The organism is Nocardioides sp. (genome assembly GCF_035503875.1).
Lineage (GTDB): Bacteria > Actinomycetota > Actinomycetes > Propionibacteriales > Nocardioidaceae > Nocardioides.
On the sequence record NZ_DATJTA010000010.1, the window covers coordinates 1 to 20,353 of the forward strand.

General features: G+C 72.7%; 25 protein-coding genes. 8 read left to right on the top strand and 17 right to left on the bottom strand.

Annotated features, from left to right (window positions below; translation table 11 throughout):
* Positions 1-135 precede the first annotated feature (135 nt).
* From VMF51_RS03480 to VMF51_RS03490, 3 genes are read right to left on the bottom strand one after another with little or no spacing between them, the layout of a single operon-like run.
* Positions 136-1,302 (bottom strand): alpha-hydroxy-acid oxidizing protein, encoded by a 1,167-nt coding sequence (locus VMF51_RS03480; protein ID WP_325473007.1) that lies wholly within the window; start codon positions 1,300-1,302, stop codon positions 136-138.
* A 14-nt stretch (positions 1,303-1,316) separates the two neighbouring features.
* Positions 1,317-1,685, bottom strand: a complete 369-nt coding sequence (locus VMF51_RS03485) for an FKBP-type peptidyl-prolyl cis-trans isomerase (protein WP_325473008.1) — start codon at positions 1,683-1,685, stop codon at positions 1,317-1,319.
* A gap of 4 nt (positions 1,686-1,689) precedes the next feature.
* Positions 1,690-3,879 (bottom strand): hybrid sensor histidine kinase/response regulator, encoded by a 2,190-nt coding sequence (locus VMF51_RS03490; RefSeq protein WP_325473009.1) that lies wholly within the window; start codon positions 3,877-3,879, stop codon positions 1,690-1,692.
* A gap of 198 nt (positions 3,880-4,077) precedes the next feature.
* Here VMF51_RS03490 and lepB point away from each other — a divergent pair, with 198 nt between their 5' ends.
* Positions 4,078-4,824, top strand: coding sequence for a signal peptidase I (gene lepB / locus VMF51_RS03495; protein WP_325473010.1), 747 nt, complete (start codon positions 4,078-4,080; stop codon positions 4,822-4,824).
* A gap of 13 nt (positions 4,825-4,837) precedes the next feature.
* Here the strand turns inward: lepB and VMF51_RS03500 are convergent, their stop codons facing one another.
* Together VMF51_RS03500 and VMF51_RS03505 are read right to left on the bottom strand one after the other, a co-directional pair.
* Entirely contained in the window at positions 4,838-5,269 is a 432-nt protein-coding gene (locus VMF51_RS03500) for a CBS domain-containing protein (protein ID WP_325473011.1), read from the bottom strand.
* Between the two features lie 83 nt (positions 5,270-5,352).
* Positions 5,353-6,234 carry an inositol monophosphatase family protein gene (locus VMF51_RS03505; protein ID WP_414689436.1) on the bottom strand — a complete coding sequence of 294 codons (882 nt, stop codon included), beginning with the start codon at positions 6,232-6,234 and terminating at the stop codon, positions 5,353-5,355.
* Between the two features lie 41 nt (positions 6,235-6,275).
* Here VMF51_RS03505 and VMF51_RS03510 point away from each other — a divergent pair, with 41 nt between their 5' ends.
* Positions 6,276-6,722 carry a DUF2231 domain-containing protein gene (locus VMF51_RS03510; RefSeq protein ID WP_325473013.1) on the top strand — a complete coding sequence of 149 codons (447 nt, stop codon included), beginning with the start codon at positions 6,276-6,278 and terminating at the stop codon, positions 6,720-6,722.
* A gap of 76 nt (positions 6,723-6,798) precedes the next feature.
* On the opposite strand, the gene rsgA is transcribed toward VMF51_RS03510, so the two are convergent.
* Genes rsgA through VMF51_RS03525 form a run of 3 tightly spaced genes read right to left on the bottom strand, consistent with a single transcriptional unit; the run spans position 6,799 to position 9,623 of the window.
* Entirely contained in the window at positions 6,799-7,803 is a 1,005-nt protein-coding gene (gene rsgA / locus VMF51_RS03515; RefSeq protein ID WP_325473014.1) for a ribosome small subunit-dependent GTPase A, read from the bottom strand.
* Complete coding sequence (gene aroA / locus VMF51_RS03520) at positions 7,803-9,077, bottom strand: 3-phosphoshikimate 1-carboxyvinyltransferase (protein ID WP_325473015.1); 1,275 nt, start codon at positions 9,075-9,077, stop codon at positions 7,803-7,805. Before aroA ends, rsgA begins: the two co-directional genes overlap by 1 nt.
* 21 nt (positions 9,078-9,098) lie before the next feature.
* The gene (locus tag VMF51_RS03525) at positions 9,099-9,623 is read right to left on the bottom strand and encodes a DoxX family protein (RefSeq protein WP_325473016.1); all 525 of its coding nucleotides are present in this window, start codon (positions 9,621-9,623) and stop codon (positions 9,099-9,101) included.
* A 71-nt stretch (positions 9,624-9,694) separates the two neighbouring features.
* Between VMF51_RS03525 and VMF51_RS03530 the strand changes: the two genes are divergently transcribed.
* The 4 genes from VMF51_RS03530 to rsrA are packed head-to-tail and all read left to right on the top strand — an operon-like array spanning position 9,695 to position 12,103.
* The gene (locus tag VMF51_RS03530) at positions 9,695-10,453 is read left to right on the top strand and encodes an SOS response-associated peptidase (RefSeq protein ID WP_325473017.1); all 759 of its coding nucleotides are present in this window, start codon (positions 9,695-9,697) and stop codon (positions 10,451-10,453) included.
* Entirely contained in the window at positions 10,450-11,103 is a 654-nt protein-coding gene (locus VMF51_RS03535) for an alpha/beta family hydrolase (RefSeq protein ID WP_325473018.1), read from the top strand. Before VMF51_RS03530 ends, VMF51_RS03535 begins: the two co-directional genes overlap by 4 nt.
* A 17-nt stretch (positions 11,104-11,120) precedes the next feature.
* Positions 11,121-11,810 carry a sigma-70 family RNA polymerase sigma factor gene (locus VMF51_RS03540; protein ID WP_414689437.1) on the top strand — a complete coding sequence of 230 codons (690 nt, stop codon included), beginning with the start codon at positions 11,121-11,123 and terminating at the stop codon, positions 11,808-11,810.
* On the top strand, positions 11,807-12,103 hold the full coding sequence (rsrA, locus tag VMF51_RS03545) for a mycothiol system anti-sigma-R factor (protein WP_325473020.1): 297 nt from the start codon (positions 11,807-11,809) through the stop codon (positions 12,101-12,103). Before VMF51_RS03540 ends, rsrA begins: the two co-directional genes overlap by 4 nt.
* 111 nt (positions 12,104-12,214) lie before the next feature.
* On the opposite strand, the gene VMF51_RS25855 is transcribed toward rsrA, so the two are convergent.
* The 5 genes from VMF51_RS25855 to VMF51_RS03565 all read right to left on the bottom strand — a co-directional run bounded on the left by VMF51_RS25855 (position 12,215) and on the right by VMF51_RS03565 (position 15,763).
* Positions 12,215-12,289: a 50S ribosomal protein bL37 gene (locus VMF51_RS25855; protein WP_369759046.1), complete on the bottom strand. Its 75-nt coding sequence runs from the start codon at positions 12,287-12,289 to the stop codon at positions 12,215-12,217.
* Positions 12,290-12,367: 78 nt separating this feature from the next.
* Entirely contained in the window at positions 12,368-12,730 is a 363-nt protein-coding gene (locus VMF51_RS03550; RefSeq protein ID WP_325473021.1) for a thioesterase family protein, read from the bottom strand.
* A complete protein-coding gene (locus tag VMF51_RS03555) occupies positions 12,730-13,224 on the bottom strand; it encodes a GNAT family N-acetyltransferase (protein WP_325473022.1) in 495 nt (164 codons plus the stop codon). The genes VMF51_RS03550 and VMF51_RS03555 overlap by 1 nt, the downstream gene beginning before the upstream one ends.
* Positions 13,225-13,228: 4 nt before the next feature.
* Entirely contained in the window at positions 13,229-14,893 is a 1,665-nt protein-coding gene (locus VMF51_RS03560) for an acetolactate synthase (protein WP_325473023.1), read from the bottom strand.
* A gap of 21 nt (positions 14,894-14,914) precedes the next feature.
* The gene (locus VMF51_RS03565; protein WP_325473024.1) at positions 14,915-15,763 is read right to left on the bottom strand and encodes a DUF2785 domain-containing protein; all 849 of its coding nucleotides are present in this window, start codon (positions 15,761-15,763) and stop codon (positions 14,915-14,917) included.
* Between the two features lie 80 nt (positions 15,764-15,843).
* On the opposite strand from VMF51_RS03565, the gene VMF51_RS03570 reads away from it, so the two are divergent.
* Entirely contained in the window at positions 15,844-17,316 is a 1,473-nt protein-coding gene (locus VMF51_RS03570) for a histidine kinase N-terminal domain-containing protein (protein WP_325473025.1), read from the top strand.
* 132 nt (positions 17,317-17,448) lie between these two features.
* Here the strand turns inward: VMF51_RS03570 and VMF51_RS03575 are convergent, their stop codons facing one another.
* Entirely contained in the window at positions 17,449-17,700 is a 252-nt protein-coding gene (locus tag VMF51_RS03575; protein ID WP_011755173.1) for a WhiB family transcriptional regulator, read from the bottom strand.
* A gap of 258 nt (positions 17,701-17,958) precedes the next feature.
* Between VMF51_RS03575 and VMF51_RS03580 the strand changes: the two genes are divergently transcribed.
* Complete coding sequence (locus VMF51_RS03580; RefSeq protein ID WP_325473026.1) at positions 17,959-18,378, top strand: hypothetical protein; 420 nt, start codon at positions 17,959-17,961, stop codon at positions 18,376-18,378.
* Positions 18,379-18,430: 52 nt separating this feature from the next.
* Here the strand turns inward: VMF51_RS03580 and VMF51_RS03585 are convergent, their stop codons facing one another.
* From VMF51_RS03585 to sodN, 3 genes are all read right to left on the bottom strand, one after another.
* Entirely contained in the window at positions 18,431-19,246 is an 816-nt protein-coding gene (locus VMF51_RS03585) for an RNA polymerase sigma factor SigF (protein WP_325473027.1), read from the bottom strand.
* A gap of 1 nt (position 19,247) precedes the next feature.
* The gene (locus VMF51_RS03590; RefSeq protein ID WP_325473028.1) at positions 19,248-19,673 is read right to left on the bottom strand and encodes an anti-sigma factor; all 426 of its coding nucleotides are present in this window, start codon (positions 19,671-19,673) and stop codon (positions 19,248-19,250) included.
* Between the two features lie 196 nt (positions 19,674-19,869).
* Positions 19,870-20,271 (bottom strand): superoxide dismutase, Ni, encoded by a 402-nt coding sequence (gene sodN, locus VMF51_RS03595; protein ID WP_325473029.1) that lies wholly within the window; start codon positions 20,269-20,271, stop codon positions 19,870-19,872.
* Between the last annotated feature and the right edge of the window lie 82 nt (positions 20,272-20,353).

The window sequence follows — 20,353 nt, forward strand, 5'->3', positions numbered from 1 at the left end:
CGCACACACCAGATCGAAGAACCTCGACCGGACCACGTCCGGCACACGCTTCCTCGGCACCACAACACCTCCATCAGTCGGTGTTGCTTCGACCAGCTGAATCCGCCACCAGCCAGCGGTGCGGAACGTCAGGGACTATCCCGGCCGGGTCAGGGAGTCCCGGCTCAGGTCGCGGTGACTGCTGTAGCCGGCGTTGCCGAGGGTGAGGTCGAGCTCGGCGAGCAGGCAGCGCAGCACGTGCTCGACCCCGGCCTGGCCGGCGAGTGCGAGACCGTAGAGGTAGGGCCGGCCGAGCAGTACGGCGTCGGCGCCGAGGGCGAGCGCCTTGACGACGTCGGGCGCCGAGCGGATCCCGGAGTCGAAGAGGACCGCGAGCCGGTCTCCGACTGCCTCGCCGATCGCCGGCAGCTGGTCGAGCGACGCGGCGGCCCCGTCGACCTGGCGTCCGCCGTGATTGGAGACCACGATCCCGTCGATGCCGTGGTCGGCGGCGAGCCGGGCGTCGTCGACGTGCTGGATGCCCTTCAGCAGGATCGGGCCGGACCAGCGCTCGCGCAGCCAGGGCAGCTGGCCCCAGTCGAGGCCGGGGTTGGGGAAGACGGACGCGAAGGCGATGCCCGCGCCGGCGGGGTCCTCCTCGGCGGGCTTCTCCAGGCGGCGCCGGAAGACCGGGTCGCTGGTGTAGTTGGCGATGCCGACCGCCTGGAGGAACGGCAGGTAGCCGCGGTCCAGGTCGCGGGGACGCCAGCCGAGCAGGGTGGTGTCCACCGTGAGGACGAGATGGGTGTAGCCGGCGGCCTCGGCCCGCGCGAGGAAGCTCTCGCACAGCTCGGGGTCGGTCGGCCAGTACAGCTGGAACCATCGCGCACCGTCGCCGCCGGCCGCGGCGGCCTCCTCGATGGAGTGGCTGGCCTGCGTCGAGTGGACGTAGGGGAGTCCGAGGGCGGTCGCGGCGCGCGCGGTCGCGAGCTCGCCGTCCGGGTGGGCGAGGGTCTGCACGCCGACCGGGCCGAGCAGCACCGGTGCCGCCATCGAGGTGCCGAGCACGTCCGTGGCGAGATCGCGGACGGCGTGGTCGCGCAGCATCCGCGGGACGATTCGCCACCGGTCGAACGCCGCGACGTTGGCACGGGCCGTGGCGCCGCCCCCGGCGCTGGGCACGATGTAGCCCAGCGCCTCGGGGGCGAGCACCTCGGCGGCCTGCGCCTCGAGGGCGCTCAGGTCGGTCGGCAGCTCCGGGGTCTGACCCAGGAACATGCCGTTGAAGTAGATCGACGACTGGTGGTCGCCGAAGTGCGCCATCGCGTCAGGCTCCGTCAGGAGACGCCGACGAGGTCCACCACGAAGATGAGCGTCTCGCCCGGCTTGATCACGCCGCCCGCGCCGCGGTCGCCGTACCCGAGGTGCGGCGGGATGACGAGCTTGCGCCGTCCGCCGACCTTCATGCCCTGCACACCGGTGTCCCAGCCGGCGATGACCTGGCCGACGCCGAGACGGAACTTCAGGGTGTCGCCGCGGTTGTAGGAGGCGTCGAACTCCTCGCCGGTGGAGTGGGCCACGCCGACGTAGTGGACCGAGACGGTCTGGCCGGCGCTCGCCTCGGGGCCGTCGCCGACGGTGATGTCCTCGATGACGAGGTCGGTGGGCGGGTCGAAGTCGGGGAAGTCGATCTCGGGCTTGTCCATGCCGTCAGCCTAGCGACCGCTGGACGACGTCCTCGGAGAGCCAGTGGGTGAGGACGGCGTCCACGTCGGCCGGGACGATGGGCTTGGACAGGTAGTCGTCCATCCCGGCGTCCAGGCAGCGCTCCCGCTCGCCCTCGACGACGCCCGCCGTCAGCGCGATCACGGGGGTACGCCGGCCGCCGGCCTCGCGGCGGCGCAGCTCGCGAGTGGCGGCGTAGCCGTCGATGTCCGGCATCTGGCAGTCCATCAGGATCGCGTCGTACGTCGTGTGCGCCAGCAGGTCCAGGGCGACGCGGCCGTCGTCGGCGAGCTCGGTGGTGAAGCCCAGGCGGGCGAGGATGCCCTCGGCGACGATCTGGTTGAGGTCGCTGTCCTCGACGACCAGCACGTGTCCGCGGTGCGGGCGCTCGGGCCGGTCCGGTGCGGCCGGCTGCTCGGAGGCGGGCGCGTCGCTGTCGTGCGACAGCGCTGCCAGGCCCGGGTCGCGCGCCGGGCGCAGCAGGACCTCGAAGCCGAAGGTGCTGCCGCGACCCGGCGCCGAGACCAGGTCCAGCCGACCGCCCATCGCGGTCACCAGCTGCTGGGAGATGGCGAGTCCGAGCCCGGAGCCGCCGTACTGCCGGGTGGTGGCGGTGCCGGCCTGGGTGAACGGCTCGAAGAGACGCTCCTGCTCGTCGGGCGCGATGCCGGCGCCCGTGTCGCGCACCTGGAAGCGGACCCGGAGGGTGCCGTCCGCGCCCCGCTCGCGCAGCTCGGCGGAGACGGCCACCTCGCCGCAGGCGGTGAACTTCACGGCGTTGCCGATGAGGTTGACCAGCACCTGGCGTAGCCGGGTCGGGTCGCCGCGCAGGCCGCGGGGGAGGTCGGGCGCGCAGGAGGCGCGCAGTGCCAGGCCCTTGCCGCGGGCGATCTCGGCGAGCAGGCCGGTGGCCTGCTCGACGACCTCCGCGAGGTCGAAGTCGATGTCCTCCAGCTCGAGATGGCCGGCCTCGACCTTCGAGAAGTCGAGGATGTCGTTGATGATCGCCAGCAGCTGCTGCCCGGCGCCGTGGACGCCGTCGGCGTACTGGCGCTGGCGTGGGTCGAGGTCGGTGCCGAGGAGCAGGCCGGCCAGGCCGATCACCCCGTTCATCGGCGTACGGATCTCGTGGCTCATGGTCGCGAGGAACGACGACTTGGCGCGCGACGCCTCGAGCGCCGCGTCCCGGGCCGCGGCGAGCTCGCGCTGGGTACGCCGCTCGCGCTCCAGCAGTCGCACCGTGCGCAGGAAGGTGAGCGCCAGCAGGACGCCCAGGCCGACCATCTGGGCGACGGTGTCCCACGACTCACCCGGCTCCGGGTCCAGCAGCGGCATCACGGTCGGGACGAGGAGCGGCACCACGGCGAGGGCGCTGCGCCGCAGCACGCTGCCGCGACTGAGCTCGTCGTCCTCCGCGAGCACGGTCCGGTCCACCGGCACGAACAGCGCCCGCGCCATCAGCGCGCTGCCCACCAGCCAGCCGGACGCGAGCACGGTCGCGGCCGTGTGGTGGTCCTCCAGCAGCAGGGTCCCAGCGTCGGCGACCAGCCAGCAGGCGACGCCGGCGGTCAGCCGGGCTGTGGTCCAGGACCGGGACCGACGGTCGAGGAGCACGCGGAGCACGAGCGCGAGCAGCACGGTGTCGAGCAGCGGGTAGGCGACGAGCAGGGCCAGGCGCATCGCCGGCTCGCCCTGCCGCTCGGCGAGCAGCAGCTCCTCCAGCGAGAGGGACCAGACGAGCAGGAAGCTGGCCACGGCGAGCGTGAGCACGTCGACGACCGTGTCCACCCCGGCGATCCGCAACCGCCGGGCCAGCACCGAGAGCAGGGCCGCGCCGAGGAAGCCGTAGGCGGCCAGATGGGCCATGTCCGCGGGGGTGCCGCCGTCCCGCGTGGAGGTGCCGACGACGGCCGCCAGGACCGAGCTCAGCGTCATGCAGACCAGGCCGCACGCGACCAGCGCCGTGACCCGTCGGCTGCCGCGCGCCGTACGACGGGTCTGGTGCCAGGTGACCGCCGCCGAGCAGGCGAGGGCGAGGGCGAAGCACAGCGGGACGACGGCGGTGGCTCCGGGCAGCGGGAGGAGCTGCCAGGCGAGGTAGCCGACGAAGCAGGCGGTGAAGACGGCGACGTGCACCGTGCCGAGCGTGCCCGGAGCGGACAGGCGCCAGCGCATGGAACCTCCTCCCCCGGAGTCGTGCGTCGACCGGCGTGCCGTCGACGGCTCGACCTCTGGCATCGGCCGGACGGCCCGGACGCTGAGAACTTCGGGGCCGGCGGCTCGCACGGCGGAGGTCGGACGCGGGATTCGTGGGTCGACGTGCCACCATGGCTCCGCCCCGTGTGCGGTCGGGGCCGGAGAGCGGAGAACAGGGTGGACGTGCACGACGACGAGGGGGCGACCCCGCCCCGGCCCACCCCGAAGGCGAAGCGGCGGCTCTCGCTGTGGCAGGAGACCTTCGTCCTCCTGGGCGCGGCGCTGGTGCTGTCGTTCGTCGTCAAGACCTTCTTCGTGCAGGCCTTCTACATCCCGTCCGGCTCGATGGAGCCGGGCCTGGAGATCAACGACCGGATCCTGGTCCAGAAGGTGTCCTACTGGGGCGGCCGCACCCCCCAGCGCGGCGACATCGTCGTCTTCGAGGACCCGGGCGACTGGCTCGGTCCCGGCGAGGAGGTCGGCCCGACCAGCCCGGTGGGCAAGGTGCTCGGCAAGATCGGGCTCTACCCGACCGGCGGGCACCTGGTGAAACGGGTGATCGGCGTGGAGGGCGACGTCATCGAGTGCTGCGACGACGAGGGACGCCTCCTGGTCAACGGCACGCCCATCGAGTCCGACTTCACGCGCAACGACATGTCCTGCGACGGGCCGATGGTGACCGACTGCGAGGCGGGCTGGACGAGCGGGCCGGTGCCGGACGGCGAGCTCTTCGTGCTCGGTGACCACCGCGACGCCTCGGCCGACTCCTCCGCGCACATGTGCCGCGAGTCCGAGACCGACTGCGTGCCGGGCGGGGAGTTCGTGCCGGCCGACCTGGTGGTCGGGAAGGTGTTCGCGCGGGTCTGGCCGGCGAGCCGGTTCGCGTTCCTGCACAAGCCGGACACCTTCGCCGACGTCGACTGAGGTCGGCGCCGGCTCAGGTCTGGTGCACGTAGCTGTCGAGCTGGTCGCGCTCGAACTCCAGCTGGTCGATCTTGTGCTTCACCACGTCGCCGATGCTGATGATGCCGACCAGGCGCCCCTGCCGGACGACCGGGACGTGGCGGACCCGGTGCTCGGTCATGGTCTTCATCAGCGTGTCGAGCTCGCTCTCGGGGGCGCAGGTCTCGACGTCCGCGGTCATGATCGCCCCGACGGTGTTGTTGATGACCGTCCCGTCGTGGTGCAGGTGCCGCACGACGTCGCGCTCGCTCACGATGCCCTCGACGCTCACGCCGTCGGAGCTCACGATCAGGGCGCCGACGTTGTGCTCGGCGAGCAGCGCGATCAGCTCGCGTACGCCGGCGTCCGGGCCGATGGTCAGGACGGCCGGGTCGGCCTTCGCCTTCAGGACGTCACCGATGTGCATCTGCGCCTCCAGGTCAGGATGCCCTGACGGTAGTGCGGAGTGCGTCACATTTCTACGCCCAGCCCGGGGTGGTCCGGGGTGGTCTAGGAGAGGTCCTCGTCCACGGGGCGCCGCGAGCGCAGGTCGCTGACCGATCCCAGCCCGGTCCGTCGTACGTCGGGGTCGTCGTCGTCGCCACCGACCGAGCCGAGGAACGTCAGCGCGGCGTCGTGCAGGTGGCCGTTGCTCGCCAGCGCGTTGCCGCCGAACGGTCCGTCGGTGCCGTCGAGGGAGGTGAACCGCCCGCCCGCCTCGCGCACGATGATGTCGAGGGCGGCCATGTCGTACACCTCGAGCTCGGGCTCGGCCGCGAGGTCGACGGCCCCCTCGGCGAGCAGCATGTACGACCAGAAGTCGCCGTACGCCCGGGTGCGCCAGCAGCGCCGCATCAGGGTCAGGAAGTCGCCGAGCCGGCCGCGCTCGTCCCAGCCGTCGAGCGAGGCGTACGACAGCGACGCGTCCTCGAGCCGGCGGACGTCGGAGACCTGGCACCGGGTCGCCTTGAGCAGCGACTTGCCGGTCCAGGCGCCGTTGCCGGTCGAGGCCCACCAGCGGCGCTGCAGCTGCGGGGCGGAGACCACGCCGACGACCACCTCGTCGTCGACGACCAGCGAGATCAGCGTGGCCCAGACGGGCACGCCGCGCACGAAGTTCTTGGTGCCGTCGATCGGGTCGATGATCCAGCGACGCTGGCTGTGACCGGTCGAGCCCTGCTCCTCGCCGGTGATGGCGTCGCGCGAGCGGGTCCGGCCGAGGGTGCGCCGGATCATGTCCTCGACGGCCTCGTCGGCGTCGGTGACCGGGGTCAGGTCGGGCTTGCTCATGACGTGCAGGTCGAGCGCCTTGAACCGCGCCATGGTGAGCGAGTCGGCGTCGTCGGCGAGGACGTGCGCGAGGCGCAGGTCGTCGGTGAAGTCGGTGGCCACACGCACAGGCTACTTTCAGCAAACTCGATTAACGTTCAACCATGGAGATCAACGGACTTCCCCTGCACGCGCTGGTCGTCCACTCCGCGGTGGTCTTCGGGCCGCTCTCCGCCCTCGCGGGCCTCGGGTACGCCGTACCCCGCTGGCGTGACCGGCTGCGTTGGCCGCTGGTCGTCGCGGTCGCGATCGCCGGCGTCTCGGTGTGGGTCGCCTACCTGTCGGGGGAGCAGCTGGTCGAGGCCAACGAGTACGGCGGCCCGCTCGCCGAGCTGGTCGAGACCCACGAGGACCGGGCCGGTGTCCTGCGGATCAGCGCCACCGCCTTCGCGCTCGTCTCGTTCGTCGCGGCCTGGCTGCACACCCGCACCGGCCCGATCCGGGTCGCGCTCGCCGTGGCCGTCGCCGCGCTCGCGGTGCTCACCGCGGTCACCACGGTGCTCGTCGGCGACGCCGGTGCGCAGATCGCCTGGTACGGCACGAAGGGCTAGCGCGGGTAGTGCGTCACGTTCTGCACGCTGAGAGTGCTCTGAGCGTGCGAAACGTGACGGACTATCCCGGCGGCCCTCAGTAGACCGGCTCGCTCCGGGCGGCCAGCAGCCGCCGGAACGAGGCGACCCGGTCGGCATCGGCCTCGCCGGCCGCCAGCGCCTCGTCGAGTCCGCACTCCGGCTCGTCGTCGCCGTGGGTGCAGCCGCGAGGGCAGTCCTCGGTCATCTCGTCGAGGTCGGGGAACGCCTCGATCAGGTGCTCGGGCTGCACGTGCGCGAGACCGAAGGAGCGGATGCCGGGGGTGTCGATGATCCAGCCGGGTCCAGCGTCGGCGGAGTCCGGCAGCGCGAGCATGTAGGCCGAGGTCGACGTGTGCCGGCCGCGCCCCGTCACGGCGTTCACGACCCCGACCTCCCGGCGCGCGTCGGGGACCAGCGCGTTGACCAGCGTCGACTTGCCGACGCCGCTGGACCCGACGAGCACGCTGGTGCGGCCCTGGAGCCGCTCGCGCACCTCGGCGAGGTCGCCACCGCGCCGGGTCACGACCCACGGCACGCCCAGGGAGCGGTACGTCGACAGCAGCGTCTCGGGGTCGGCGAGGTCGGCCTTGGTCAGGCACAAGAGCGGCTGCATGCCCGCGTCGAAGGCGGCGACCAGCGCCCGGTCGATCAGCCGGGGCTGCGGGTCGGGGTCGGCGAGCGCGGTGACGATCACCAGCTGCTCGGCGTTGGCGACGATGATCCGCTCGACCGGGTCGTCGTCGTCGGCCGTCCGGCGCAGCACGGTCCGCCGCTCGGGCACCTCGACGATCCGGCACAGGCTGCCGTCGGCTCCTGACACGTCGCCGACGACCCGGACCCGGTCGCCGACGACCACGCCCTTGCGGCCCAGCGGCCGGGCCTTCATCGCCATCACGGTCCGGCCCTCGACGAGCAGTGTGTAGCGGCCGCGGTCGACGGTCACGACGACGCCGGTCACCGCGTCGTCGTACGACGGGCGCTCCTTGGTGCGGGGCCGGGTCCGCCGACGAGGACGTTCGTAGTGCTCGACGTCCTGGTCGGAGTAGCGGCCCGACGGCATCAGAAGAGCCCGGACCAGAAGCCGGGGAAGTCGGGGAAGGTCTTGCCGGTGGTGGCGACGTTCTCGACCCGCACCCCGTCGACCGCGGCGCCCACGATGACCCCCGCGTGCGCCATCCGGTGGTCGGCGTAGGTGTGGAAGAGCCCGCCGCTCAGGCGGGCCGGGCGTAGCTCGAGACCGTCGGGCCGCTCGGTGACGTCCGCGCCGAGGCCGCCGAGCTCCTTGGCCAGGGCGGCGAGCCGGTCGGTCTCGTGGTGGCGGATGTGCGCGATGCCGCGCAGGTGGGACGGCGTGGTCGCCAGGGCGCAGAGCGCGGCCACGGCCGGGGCGAGCTCGCCGACGTCGTGGAGGTCCAGGTCGACGCCCTGGAGCTCGTCCGGTCCGGTGACGGCCAGCCCCTCGTCGGTGAACGCCACCCGACAGCCCATCCGGGTGAGGATGTCACGCAGCGCGTCCCCCGCCTGGGTGGTCTCCCGGGGCCAGTCGCGCACGGTGACGGTGCCGCCCGAGACCGCGGCGAGCGCGAGGAACGGAGCGGCGTTGGACAGGTCGGGCTCGATGACGTGGTCGACGGCGCGCACGGGCCCCGGGGCGACCGACCAGCGGTTGGCGCCTCCCCCCGTCGCGGGGTCGTCCACCTCCACGCCGTGCTCGCGCAGCATCGCGACCGTCATGTCGATATGGGGGAGCGAGGGCACCGGCTTGCCGTCGTGGCGTACGTCGACGCCCTGCTCGTAGCGGGCGCCGGCGAGCAGCAGGGCGGAGATGAACTGGGAGGACGCCGAGGCGTCGACGACGACGGTGCCGCCGCGGACCGATCCGGTCCCGCGGAGGCGGAAGGGCAGGGCGTCGCCGTCCACGTCGACGCCGAGCCCGCGCAGCGCGGTCAGCACCTCTCCGACCGGGCGGGTCCGCATGTGGGCGTCGCCGTCGAAGGCGACGGTGCCCGAGGACAGTCCCGCGATGGGCGGTACGAACCGCATCACGGTCCCCGCGAGGCCGACGTCGACCGCGACATCACCCGCGAACGCGGCGGGCGTGACCGTCCAGTCCTCGCCGTCGGTGTCCACGGTCGAACCGAGCGAGGTCAGCGCCGCGGCCATCAGCGTGGTGTCGCGCGAGCGCAGCGCCCGGCGTACGACGGAGGGGCCGTCGGCCACCGACGCCAGGACCAGCGCACGGTTGGTCAGCGACTTGCTGCCGGGCAGCGTGACGACGGCGTCGACCGGAGCGGTCGCGCGGGGGGCGGGCCAGGGATCGAGGACGCTCGTCACCCGCTGAACTCTAGCGTCGGCTCACCGCACCTTGGCCTTCGCCAACCGGGCCTCCCGCCGGGCGGTGGCCGCGAGGTGCCGGGCCTCCTTGCGGGCGTCGGTGGCGGCGTGCCGTGCGCGCCAGGCGACACCCGGCTTCCCGTCGGTGTCGCCCGCGGCGATGATCAGGCCGCCGAGGGACGAGAGGTTCTTGAAGAAGTGCAGCTTCTGCTGGGTGCGCTCGGCCGGGTCGGTGGCCTCCCAGAACCGGTGGCCGGCGACCGTGGTCGGCACCAGCGACGTCGCCAGGACGGCGGCCGAGAGCCGGGGCGCCCGCCCGGTCGCGAGCCCGAGCGCCCCTGCGAGCTGGATCCCCGCGTTGAGCCGGACCAGCGTGGTCGGGTCCTCGGGCAGGGGGATCCCCGCCCTCTTGGCCAGCGGCACGACCTGGTCGGTCACGTTCCGCGCCTTGGTCGCCGTGGCCTCGGCGTTCTTCAGGGCGGTGACGGCCCCGACGAGGAACATCGAGGCGAGCATGGGGCGGGCGACGAGACGGCTGACGGTCATGCCCCCTCGATACCCGGGGCGCGCGGGATCCAAGCGGGTCAGCTGCGTCCGGCGGCGCATAGGGTGGGCGCATGTGCGGCCGGTACGCGTCCACCCGGCGCCCCGAGGACCTCGTCGAGGAGTTCGAGATCGCCGAGGAGATGATCGAGGCGCCGCTCGAGCCCGACTACAACGTCGCGCCCACCAAGGAGGTGTACGCCGTCCTCGAGCGTCCGCCCCGCAAGGGGGACGACCACGTCGCCCGCCAGTTGCGGGTGCTCACCTGGGGGCTGGTCCCGTCCTGGGCCAAGGACCCGTCGATCGGCAGCCGGATGATCAACGCCCGGATGGAGACGGTCGCGGAGAAGCCGGCGTACAAGAAGGCGTTCGCGAAGCGGCGCTGCCTGCTGCCGGCCGACGGCTACTTCGAGTGGTACCCGACCTCCCAGACCGGGAAGAACGGCAAGCCGCTCAAGCAGCCGTTCTTCATCCGCCCCAAGGACGGCGGCACCCTGGCCATGGCCGGGCTGTACGAGCTGTGGCGCGACCCCGCCCGGGCCGACGACGACCCCGCCCGGTGGCGCTGGACCTGCACGGTCATCACCACCGACGCCGAGGACGACCTCGGCCACATCCACGACCGGATGCCGCTGATGGTGGAGCCCGAGCGGTGGTCGGCCTGGCTGGACCCCGAGCAGTCGACCGACACCCTGCTCGACCTGCTCACCCCGGCCGCGCCCGGCGCCCTCGAGGCGTACGCCGTCCCGACGCTGGTCAACAACGTGAAGAACAACGGCGCCGAGCTGATCGAGCCGATCCCGCTCGACGAGGTCGAGGGGCTGGTCGAGTGAGCGCCCCGACCGAGCGGCGCATCGAGACGCCGCGCGGCGAGGCCCGGCTGGTCACGCATGCCGCGGCCGAGCCGGTCGCGACCGTGCTGCTCAGCCACGGGGCCGGCGGCGGGATCGACGCACGCGACCTGGTCGCGCTGGCCGAGGCGCTGCCGGGCCAGGGCTTCACCGTCGTCCTCCTCGAACAGCCCTGGCGGGTGGCCGGGCGGAAGGTCGCCACCCCGCCGCCGACCCTGGACGAGGCGCTCCTCGCCGCGGTCGCCGCGCTGGGGGTCGCCGGACCGCTGGTGCTGGGGGGCCGGTCGGCGGGCGCCCGGTCGGCGGCCCGGTGTGCGACGCAGGCGGGCGCCGCGGGCTGCCTCGCGCTGTCCTTCCCGCTGCACCCGCCGGGCAAGCCGGAGAAGTCCCGGCTGGCGGAGCTGGCCGGGGCCGGCGTACCCACCCTGGTCGTGCAGGGGGAGAACGACACCATGGGGCGCCCGGACGAGTTCCCGCCCGACACCGAGCTGGCCGTCGTACCCGGGGGCGACCACGGCCTGAAGGTGCCGGCCCGCGGGGCGATCTCGCAGGCCGACGCGATGGCGATCGTCGTCGAGTCGACGCTGGAGTGGCTGGTGCGTGAAGTGACGGGGAATGGTGCGCCCGACTGAGGTGTTCCACCAGCGTGATGGCACTGCTGGATGCACCCGCCCCCGGCGTAGGCTGGGAGACGATGACTGACTTCACCGACGCCACGCTCGACGACCTCGAGCCTGTCGACGTCGCCACCGAGACCGAGACCGAGCGGGCGGCGCGCTTCGAGCGCGACGCCCTGCCGTTCCTGGACCAGCTCTACTCCGCGGCGATGCGGATGACCCGCAACCCCGCGGACGCCGAGGACCTGGTCCAGGAGACCTTCGCGAAGGCGTTCTCGTCGTTCCACCAGTTCCGGCCCGGCACCAACCTGAAGGCCTGGCTGTACCGGATCCTCACGAACACCTTCATCAACACCTACCGCAAGAAGCAGCGCCAGCCGCAGCAGTCCATGGCCGAGGATGTCGAGGACTGGCAGCTCGCGCGCGCTGAGTCGCACACCTCCAGCGGGCTGAAGTCCGCCGAGACCGAGGCGCTCGAGCACCTGCCCGACTCGCAGGTCAAGGACGCCCTGCAACGGCTCCCGGAGGAGTTCCGGCTCGCGGTCTACCTCGCCGACGTCGAGGGGTTCGCCTACAAGGAGATCGCCGAGATCATGGAGACGCCGATCGGGACCGTGATGTCCCGCCTGCACCGCGGCCGCCGTCAGCTGCGCGACATGCTCCAGGACTACGTCCGGACCAACGACCTGCTGACCGTCGGCCGCGAGGGGAGCGAGAAGTGAGCACCTCCGATGCCGGCCACGCCGGCCACACCCACGACGAGGTGTCCGAGCGCGAGTGTGCCGACTACCTCGAGCAGATCGTCTACTTCATCGACAACGAGCTCGCCGAGGCCGACTGCGACGTCGTCCGGGCGCACCTGGACACCTGCAACCCGTGCCTGGAGAAGTACGACCTCCAGCGCACCGTGAAGTCGGTCGTCGCCCGGTCCTGCTCGGAGGCGGCTCCGGAGGAGCTGCGCCAGCGCGTGATGTTCCGGATCCGCGAGGTCCAGGTCCGCATCAGCGAGTCCTGAGTCTCGATACACCTCGCTCGTTCCTCGCGAGGCACTCGACCACCGACACCCCGAACAGCAACGAACCCCCGGCCCAGTGGGCTCGGGGGTTCGGATGCGTGGTGCCTGCGCTCAGGCGTTGGGGCGCTTCCCGTGGTTCGCGCCCTTCTTCTTGCGAGCGCGGCGCTTGCGGCCGGTCTTGCCCATGGTGATCTCCTCGGAATCGGTGTCGACCCAGACAGAGGGCCATCAGACAGTCTCTCAAATGACGCCGCTGAGATGAAATCAGAGCCGGGCCAGGAACCGCTCCGCGTCGACGACGACGCGGGTGATCTCGCCGGACGCGACGATCTTCGCCGATCCGGCGTTGCGGGCGCTCACGGTGAAGCGGTGCAGGCGGCCGTCGACGTACGCCGCCGTGGCGCTCACCTCGACCTCCTGGCCGACCACGGACGGCGCCAGGTGCTCCAGCGACACGCGCGTGCCCACGGACGTCGAGCCGGGGGAGAGCGTCGGCTCCAGGGCGGCGCAGGTGGCCGCCTCGCACCACGCGAGCAGCCGCGGGGTGCCGAGCACGGGGAGCGTGCCGGAGCCGACGGCCGCGGCGGTGTCGGCGTCGGTCACGGTGAAGGTCAGCGTGGCATCCATCAGAGCTCCTTGCGGAAGGCGATCAGGTCGACCTCGGGACGTGGCTTCCAGTCCCGCTCGGGCAGCCGGGTGAAGCCCAGCCGCTCGTAGAGCCGGTGCGCGGCAGTCATCTCCCGCAGGCTCGACAGCGCGACCGCCGAGGCACCGTCGTCGCGGAACCGGTCGAGCACGAGGCCGACCAGCGCCCGCCCGACCCCGCGGCCCTGGGCGTCGGGGGCGACCGCGAGCATCCGGAACTCGCCCTCGTCGTCGCGCGCGATCTCGCGCCAGCGCGAGCCCGGCGGGCAGATCGTCACGCAGCCGAGCAGCGTCCCCTCGTCCGTGGTGGCGACCCACAGCTCGGCCTCGGCGTCGCGGGACGCGGCGTCGGCCAGCCGGGCGACGTAGTCGTCGTCGGCCGCGTCGCCCGTGAAGGGGTCGTACGCCGCCACGGTCACCGCGCCCGCGCTCGCGTAGTCGGCCGGGGTGGCCCGTCGTACGACGAGGTCGGACACCGGCTCAGATCCCGAAGGTGGCGCGCGGGTACGCCGCGTCGACGTCGGTGATCACGTTGACGAGGTACGGCGCGTTCGCGGCGAAGGCGCGGTCGAGGGCGGGTCCGATCTGGCGCGGGTCGGTGACGGTCTCGCCGCCGCCGCCCAGCGCCTTGACCACCTCGTCGTACGCCGTGCGCGGGGCCAGGTCGGCCGCGACGTCGTAGCCGTAGAGCATCTGCATCGGCCCCTTCTCCAGGCCCCAGGCGGAGTTGTTGCCCATCACCATCACGACGGGGAGGCGGTGCCGCACGAGGGTGTCGACGTCCATCAGCGAGAACCCCGCGGCGCCGTCGCCGAGCAGCAGCACGACCTGCGCGGAGGGCCGGGCCAGCCGGGCGGCGATCGCGGCGCCGAGGCCGGCGCCGAGGCAGCCGTACGGGCCGGGGTCCAGCCAGCCGCCGGGACGCTGCGGCTCGACGTACTTGCCGGCGAAGCTCACGAAGTCGCCGCCGTCGCCGACCACGACCGCGTCCGACTCCAGGCGCGGGACCAGCTCGCCGTAGATGCGGGCGGGGTGGATCGGGTCGGCCTCGGCGCTCAGCAGCTCGGCGTCGCGAGCGGCGCCGGCCCGGACGGCGTCCTGGAGCTCGGCGGTCCAGGCGGCCCAGTCGGCGCCGCGGAAGCGGGCGTGCAACCCGTCGAACACCGACGGCAGGTGGCCGGACACCGAGGCCGCGAGACTGGCGTGTCCGGAGAGCTGGGCGGGGGAGTCGGCGACGTGCACGACGCGGGCGTCCCCGAAGACGCCGTAGGAGAGCCGGAAGTCGAGCGGGGTGCCGACGACGACCACCAGGTCGGCCTCCTTCAGCGCCTTGCCGCGCGCCTTGGTCGCCAGCAGCGGGTGGCCGCCGGGCAGGATCCCGCGACCCATCCCGTTGGTGAGGGTCGGCAGCCCGGCCGCCTCGACGTAGCGCAGCGCCGCGATCTCCGCGCCGTCGGCCCAGACGTCGGTGCCGAGCACCAGCACCGGCCGGGACGCCCCGGCGAGCAGCGCGGCGATCCGGTCCAGGGCGTCGGCGTCGGGCTCCACCGGGGCGGGGCGGGTGGCGACCGGCGCGGGGCCGGAGGCGGAGTTGAAGAGCTCGTCCATCGGCACGTCGACGAACACCGGCCCGCGGTGCGAGGACCCGGCCTGGGCGAACGCCTCGTCGAGCCCCGGCAGCACGTCGGCGACGGTGGGCAGCGTCCGGGCCAGCTTGGCGACCGGCGCGATGATCGGCGGCTGGTCGAGCTCCTGGAGGCTGCCGGTGCCCCAGCGGTTCTGCGGGGCGCGGCCGCCGACGACCACCATCGGCGAGCCCGCGAACTGGGCCTGCGCGATCGCGCTCACGCCGTTGGTCACGCCCGGACCCGCCGTGAGCACGGCCAGGCCCGGGACCCGGGTGAGCTTGCCCGTCGCCTCGGCGGCGAACGCCGCGGTCTGCTCGTGGCGTACGTCGAGGATCCGCATCGGCGGATCGGCCTTGACCGCGCCGTCGTACAGCGGGAAGACGTGCGCCCCGGAGAGGGTGAACAGGGTCTCCACCCCGTGCGCGCGGGCGACGGCGACCGCCAGCTCGCCGGCGTGGCCGGACAGGTCCTCGGACGGGGTGGCGGATCCAGCCGCCGGCACTGTGACGTCGGTCATGTGCCGGAGGTTACCCGCCAGTCACGCACGCGGGGCGAGGTACTGCGGGTTGGTCGCGCGCAGCGCGTCGACGACCACGAGGATCAGGTCGGAGCGGACCGCGGGCGGCTGCGGTCCGAGGGCGAGCTGGAGGTACAGGGCGCGCAGGAAGGCCTCCGCGTTCCCGCCGACCAGGTGCGGGTCGCGGTCGTCGTACGACGAGCGGGTGCGGGCGGTCGCGACCAGGCGCGCCACCCACGGCTCCAGGACCGCGAGGGGCACGACGTCGCGCCGCAGCACGTGCATGACCGCCTGGGCCAGCCGGTCGGGCTCCCCGTTGGTGAACAGCCGGTCCACCGGCAGCACCAGCCGGTCGGCGACGACGTCGAGGAGGACGGTGAGCTCGGGCTGCTGGACGTGCTGGGAGTCGGCCAGCGCGCCGAGCGCGTCCGCGCCGTGGGCGACCGCGTGCGCCCAGCCCTTGCCAGGGACGTAGCCGCGCAGGTCCCGTTCGCGCAGCAGCCAGGTCGCGAGCCGGTCCCCCCACTCCAGGACCTTGCCGCCCGGGACGAGCGGCCGCTGGTTGTCGCGGGCTATGCACTCGCCCAGGACCAGCGCGGAGAAGCTGCGCCGGAAGACCCCGTCACCCTCCGCCTCGCCGATCCCGACGCCGAGGCCCGCGGCCATCCCGTCGCCGAGGCCCGGCAGGAGGTCGTCGTACACACCGCGACCGACCCAGGTCATCAGGGTCGGGTACGCCGTCGCGTCGCGCAGCTCCGGGTCCGGATCGCCGAGCATCCGGGTCAGCTCCGCGGTGAGGTCGTCGAGGGGTCGGTCCGCCGGCACCGCCAGCCCGGCGGCGTGGACCTGCTTCCAGTAGGACCCGGACATGGAGGCCAGTGTGCCAAAGATCCGGCCTGCTCCGGACATGGGGCGAACCGGCTCTGAGACGCCACCTCTAGCCTGACCTCGTGCCCACCTTCAGCGAGCTGGTCCGCAGCCACACCGACCTGGACGAGGCCGACGTCGCCTGGCTGCAGCTGCTGCAGGCGGACTGGCAGATCATCGCCGACCTCTCCTTCGCCGACCTGGTGCTGTGGCTGCCCGACCGTGAGGGGAGCGGGTTCTGGGCCGCGGGCCAGATGCGTCCGACGACCGGGCCGACGGCGTACGTCGAGGACGTGGTCGGCACCTTCGTCCCGACCGGACGCCGGCCGATGCTCGACGCGGCGTACCGCGACGGGCGGCTGGTGCGCGAGGGCGACCCGGAGTGGCGCGACGACGTCCCGGTCCGCGTCGAGACGATCCCGGTGCGCCGGGCGGGACGCGTCATCGGCGTGGTCGGTCGCAACACCAACCTGCTGGGCGTCCGGACGCCGAGCCGCCTGGAGCTGGCCTACCTGCAGACGGCCGCCGACCTGACCCAGATGATCTCCCACGGCTACTTCCCGGCGCCCGGCCAGCGCAGCGACCACGCCGACTCGCCGCGTGTGGGTGACGGCTTCCTGCGCGTCGACGCCGCCGGCCGGGTCGCGTACGCCAGCCCCAACGCGCTCTCGGTCTACCGCCGCCTGGGCCTCTCCGGCGACCTCGCCGGGGTCGCGCTCGCCGACCTGACCCGCGAGCTGGTGCCGCCGCGCAAGCGTCCGGACGAGGAGACGCTGAGCGCGGTCCTGGGCGGGCGGGCGCACCGCGACACCGAGGTCGGCTCCGACGACGTCTCGCTGATCGTGCGCAGCATCCCGCTGCGGCCCCAGGGCGAGCACCTCGGTGCGGTGATCCTGGTCCGCGACGTGACCGACCTCCGGCGCCGGGACCGCGAGCTCGTCACCAAGGACGCGACGATCCGCGAGATCCACCACCGGGTGAAGAACAACCTGCAGACGGTCGCCGCACTGCTGCGCCTGCAGGCCCGGCGGATCGACTCCGAGGCGGCGAAGGCCGCGCTCGAGGAGGCCGTACGACGGGTCGGGTCGATCGCGATCGTCCACGAGACGCTCAGCCAGGCGGTCGAGGAGACCGTCGAGTTCGACGAGATCGCCGACCGGCTGGGCGCGATGGTCACCGAGGTGAGCGCCATCGGCGGCCGGGTGCGGGTCCGCCGCGAGGGGTCGTTCGGGGTGCTGCCGTCGGAGGGCTCGACCGCACTCGCGATGGTGCTGACCGAGGTCCTGCAGAACGCCGTCGAGCACGGGTACGACGCCGACGGCGAGCAGGACGGCGAGATCGTGGTCCGGGTGCAGCGGATCGTCGGCCGACTGCACCTCACCGTCGACGACGACGGTCGCGGGCTGCCGGAGGGATTCACGCTCGACGGCTCGACGAACCTGGGGCTCTCGATCGTCCGGACGCTGGTCGAGTCCGAGCTCGGTGGTCAGCTGGAGCTCGGCCCGGCTCCGTCAGGAGCCGGGACGCGCGCCGTGGTGGACGTTCCGGTGGAGTGATCCGACGCTGGTCGAGGCCGCCGCTGGTCGAGGCCGCCCGCTGGTTGAGGTGCTCCGGAGCGAGGCACGAGCGCAGGAGCCTCGAAACCCGGTGGGCCGAGAGACGGCCTCGGTCGAGACCGCCTGTCTCCGCTACGCGGTGCGGACGCGGGCGCGGGCGTTGCGACGCTTCAGCGCGCGCCGCTCATCCTCGCTGAGGCCGCCCCAGACCCCGTGGTCCTGGCCAGCTTCGAGCGCCCACGCGAGGCACTGCTCGCGCACCTCGCAGCGTCGGCACACCTGCTTGGCCTCCTCGATCTGGAGGATGGCCGGACCGGTGTTGCCGATCGGGAAGAACAGCTCCGGGTCCTCGTCGAGGCACGCGGAACGGTGGCGCCAATCCATGGCTGGGGAATCCCTCATCTCTACTACGAACGTGCAGGCCAGGGGCAGCTCAGGCCTGCGGAATGCTCGGGTGGGCATCACGATGTGAACGCGTTCACGAGCGCCGGACCAGCCTGGCAAGGATCGGGGCGTTAAACAAGACCCGCGGTGGTCTCGTTCATCACAGGTGTCCGGCTCCGGCCGGCGGCGGCTGCCGGGAAGGCAACGTCGTGTGGTACCCCGAAAGCGGTCGTGGCACCGGTGTCTACGCTGTCCGCCGTGACCGGCACTCGACCCACTCCGCCCCGCCCGCTCCTCGTGGCGGCCGCCCTCGCCGCCCTGGAGGCGGCCGTCCTGCTGGTCAGCGCGGTCCTGGAGCTCGCGAACGTCTCGTCGGTGCGCGTCACCATGGGCGTGACGACCTCGCTGTTCTTCCTGGTGTACGGCGCCGGCCTGGGCCTGTGCGCGTGGGGACTGACCCGGCTAGCAGGCTGGTCGCGCGCCCCCGTCGTACTCGCCCAGCTGATCCAGCTCGGCGTGGCGTGGAGCTTCCGCGGGGGTGACACCACGCCCGTGGCGATCGTCCTGGCGGTGGTGGCCGGCGCGGTGCTGGTCGGGATCTTCCACCCCGCGAGCACAGCGGCGCTCGTCGACGACCCGACCGGTGCGACCCGGCGGGACGAGGACGGGTCGAGCTAGCACCGCGTGCCGGACGCCGCCGGGTCCCGGTGGCCGGATCCGGCCACCGGGACTAGTCGGCCTGGTCGAGCGAGGTCCGGAGCTGCTCCAGGGTCCGGCTCAGCAGCCGGGAGACGTGCATCTGGGAGACGCCGATCTCCTGGGCGATCTGTGACTGGGTCATGTTCTTGAAGAACCGCAGCAGCAGGATCTTCTTCTCCCGGGCGTCCAGCCGGTCCAGCAGCGGCTTCAGCGACTCGCGGATCTCGACGTGCTCGAGGCCCTCGTCGTCGATGCCGATGGCGTCGAGCATGGTCGCCGAGCCGTCATCGGAGTCGTCGGTGGCGTCCAGGGAGAGCGTGGAGTAGGCGTTGCTGGACTCGATGCCCTCGACGATCTCCTCGACGGTGCACCCGATCGCCTCGGCGAGCTCGCGCGGCGTGGGCGAGCGGCCGAGGGACTGGGTGAGCTCGGCGCTGGCGGAGCCGATCTGCATCCGCAGCTCCTGGAGGCGCCGCGGGACCCGGATCGCCCAGCCCTTGTCGCGGAAGTAGCGCTTGATCTCGCCGATGATCGTCGGGGTGGCGTACGTCGAGAACTCGACCCCGCGGTCGGTGTCGAAGCGGTCGACGGACTTGATCAGGCCGATGGTGCCGACCTGGACGAGGTCCTCGAAGGGCTCGCCCCGGTTGCGGAAGCGGCGGGCGCAGTGCTCCACGAGCGGCAGGTGCAGGCGTACCAGCGCGTCCCGGGCCGCGTCGCGGCCCGCTTCGCTCTGCTGGTCGTCGCGCAGCACGACGAACAGCTCGGCGCTGCGGCGTCGCGTGACCTCGACGCCCGTGGGCGGCGGATCGGGGGTGGCGACAGGGTCCCGAGTGGGGTCGTCCATGTCAGCCGTCTGCTCGGGGCGCGCTCGGCAGGACGCTCGACTCCATCGTCATGGTCACGGTGAACCGACCGGCTTCGGAGTCGACGACCGCGTCGCCGGCCAGGGTGGTGAGCACCTGCCAGGCGAAGCTGTCGTAGTCGGGGGTGGCGGCCGCGGTGGTCTCCACCCCGACCGACACGGTCAGGCTGGCCGGGGCGAGGTGGAACCGGGCGAGCAGTGAGGAGCCGGGCTCGGCCTCGGGCAGCACCATCGCGCACGCCTCGCCGACCGCGATTCGCAGGTCCTCGATGTCGTCGATGGTGAAGTCGAGTCGGGCCGCCACGCCCGCCGTGGTGGTGCGCAGCACGGACACGTACGCCCCGTCGGCGGGCAGCCGCAGCTCGACGTCGGCGCGCGCCGCTCGCGGGTCGGGATCGCTCACAGCCATCGTTCGTCCTTCGTCGCAGGTGACCTGGCCGGAACCCTAGGCCACCGTCCGGCGGTACGACGCAGAAGGGGCCGGTGCAGCGGGCGCTCCAGGGCGCCGGCCGCGGGCCGAACGCACTCGACGCCGCCCGAGCCCGGAGCGGGCTGGGACGGCGTCGAGGAGGTGACACTGCAGGACAGGTGGCCTGCGGAGAGGCTCAGCCCTTCTTGGTCTCCCAGAAGATCTCCGCGATCTGGTCGATCTTGGCGAGCAGCTCGTCGGCCTTCGCGGCGTCGAGCTCACCCTTGGTGCCGCCGGCACCGGCGAGCTTGGTGGCCTCGTTGACCAGCGTGTGCAGCTGCGGGTACTTCTCGAAGTGCGGGGGCTTGAAGTAGTCCGTCCACAGCACCCACAGGTGGTGCTTGACGAGCTCAGAGCGCTGCTCCTTGATGATCAGGCAGCGCGCACGGAACTCCGGATCGGAGTTCTGCGCGTACTTCTCGTCAATGGCCTTGACGGACTCCGCCTCGATTCGAGCCTGCGCGGGGTCGTAAACGCCGCACGGCAGGTCGCAGTGAGCGTGGGCGACGGACTTCGGCGCGAGCAGCCGGTTGAGCAGCCTCATCGATTCCCTTTCCCGTACCAGATCTGTAGGGTTTGCACTTCCGACACTACTCCGTGGGGTGGAAGCTAAACGTGCG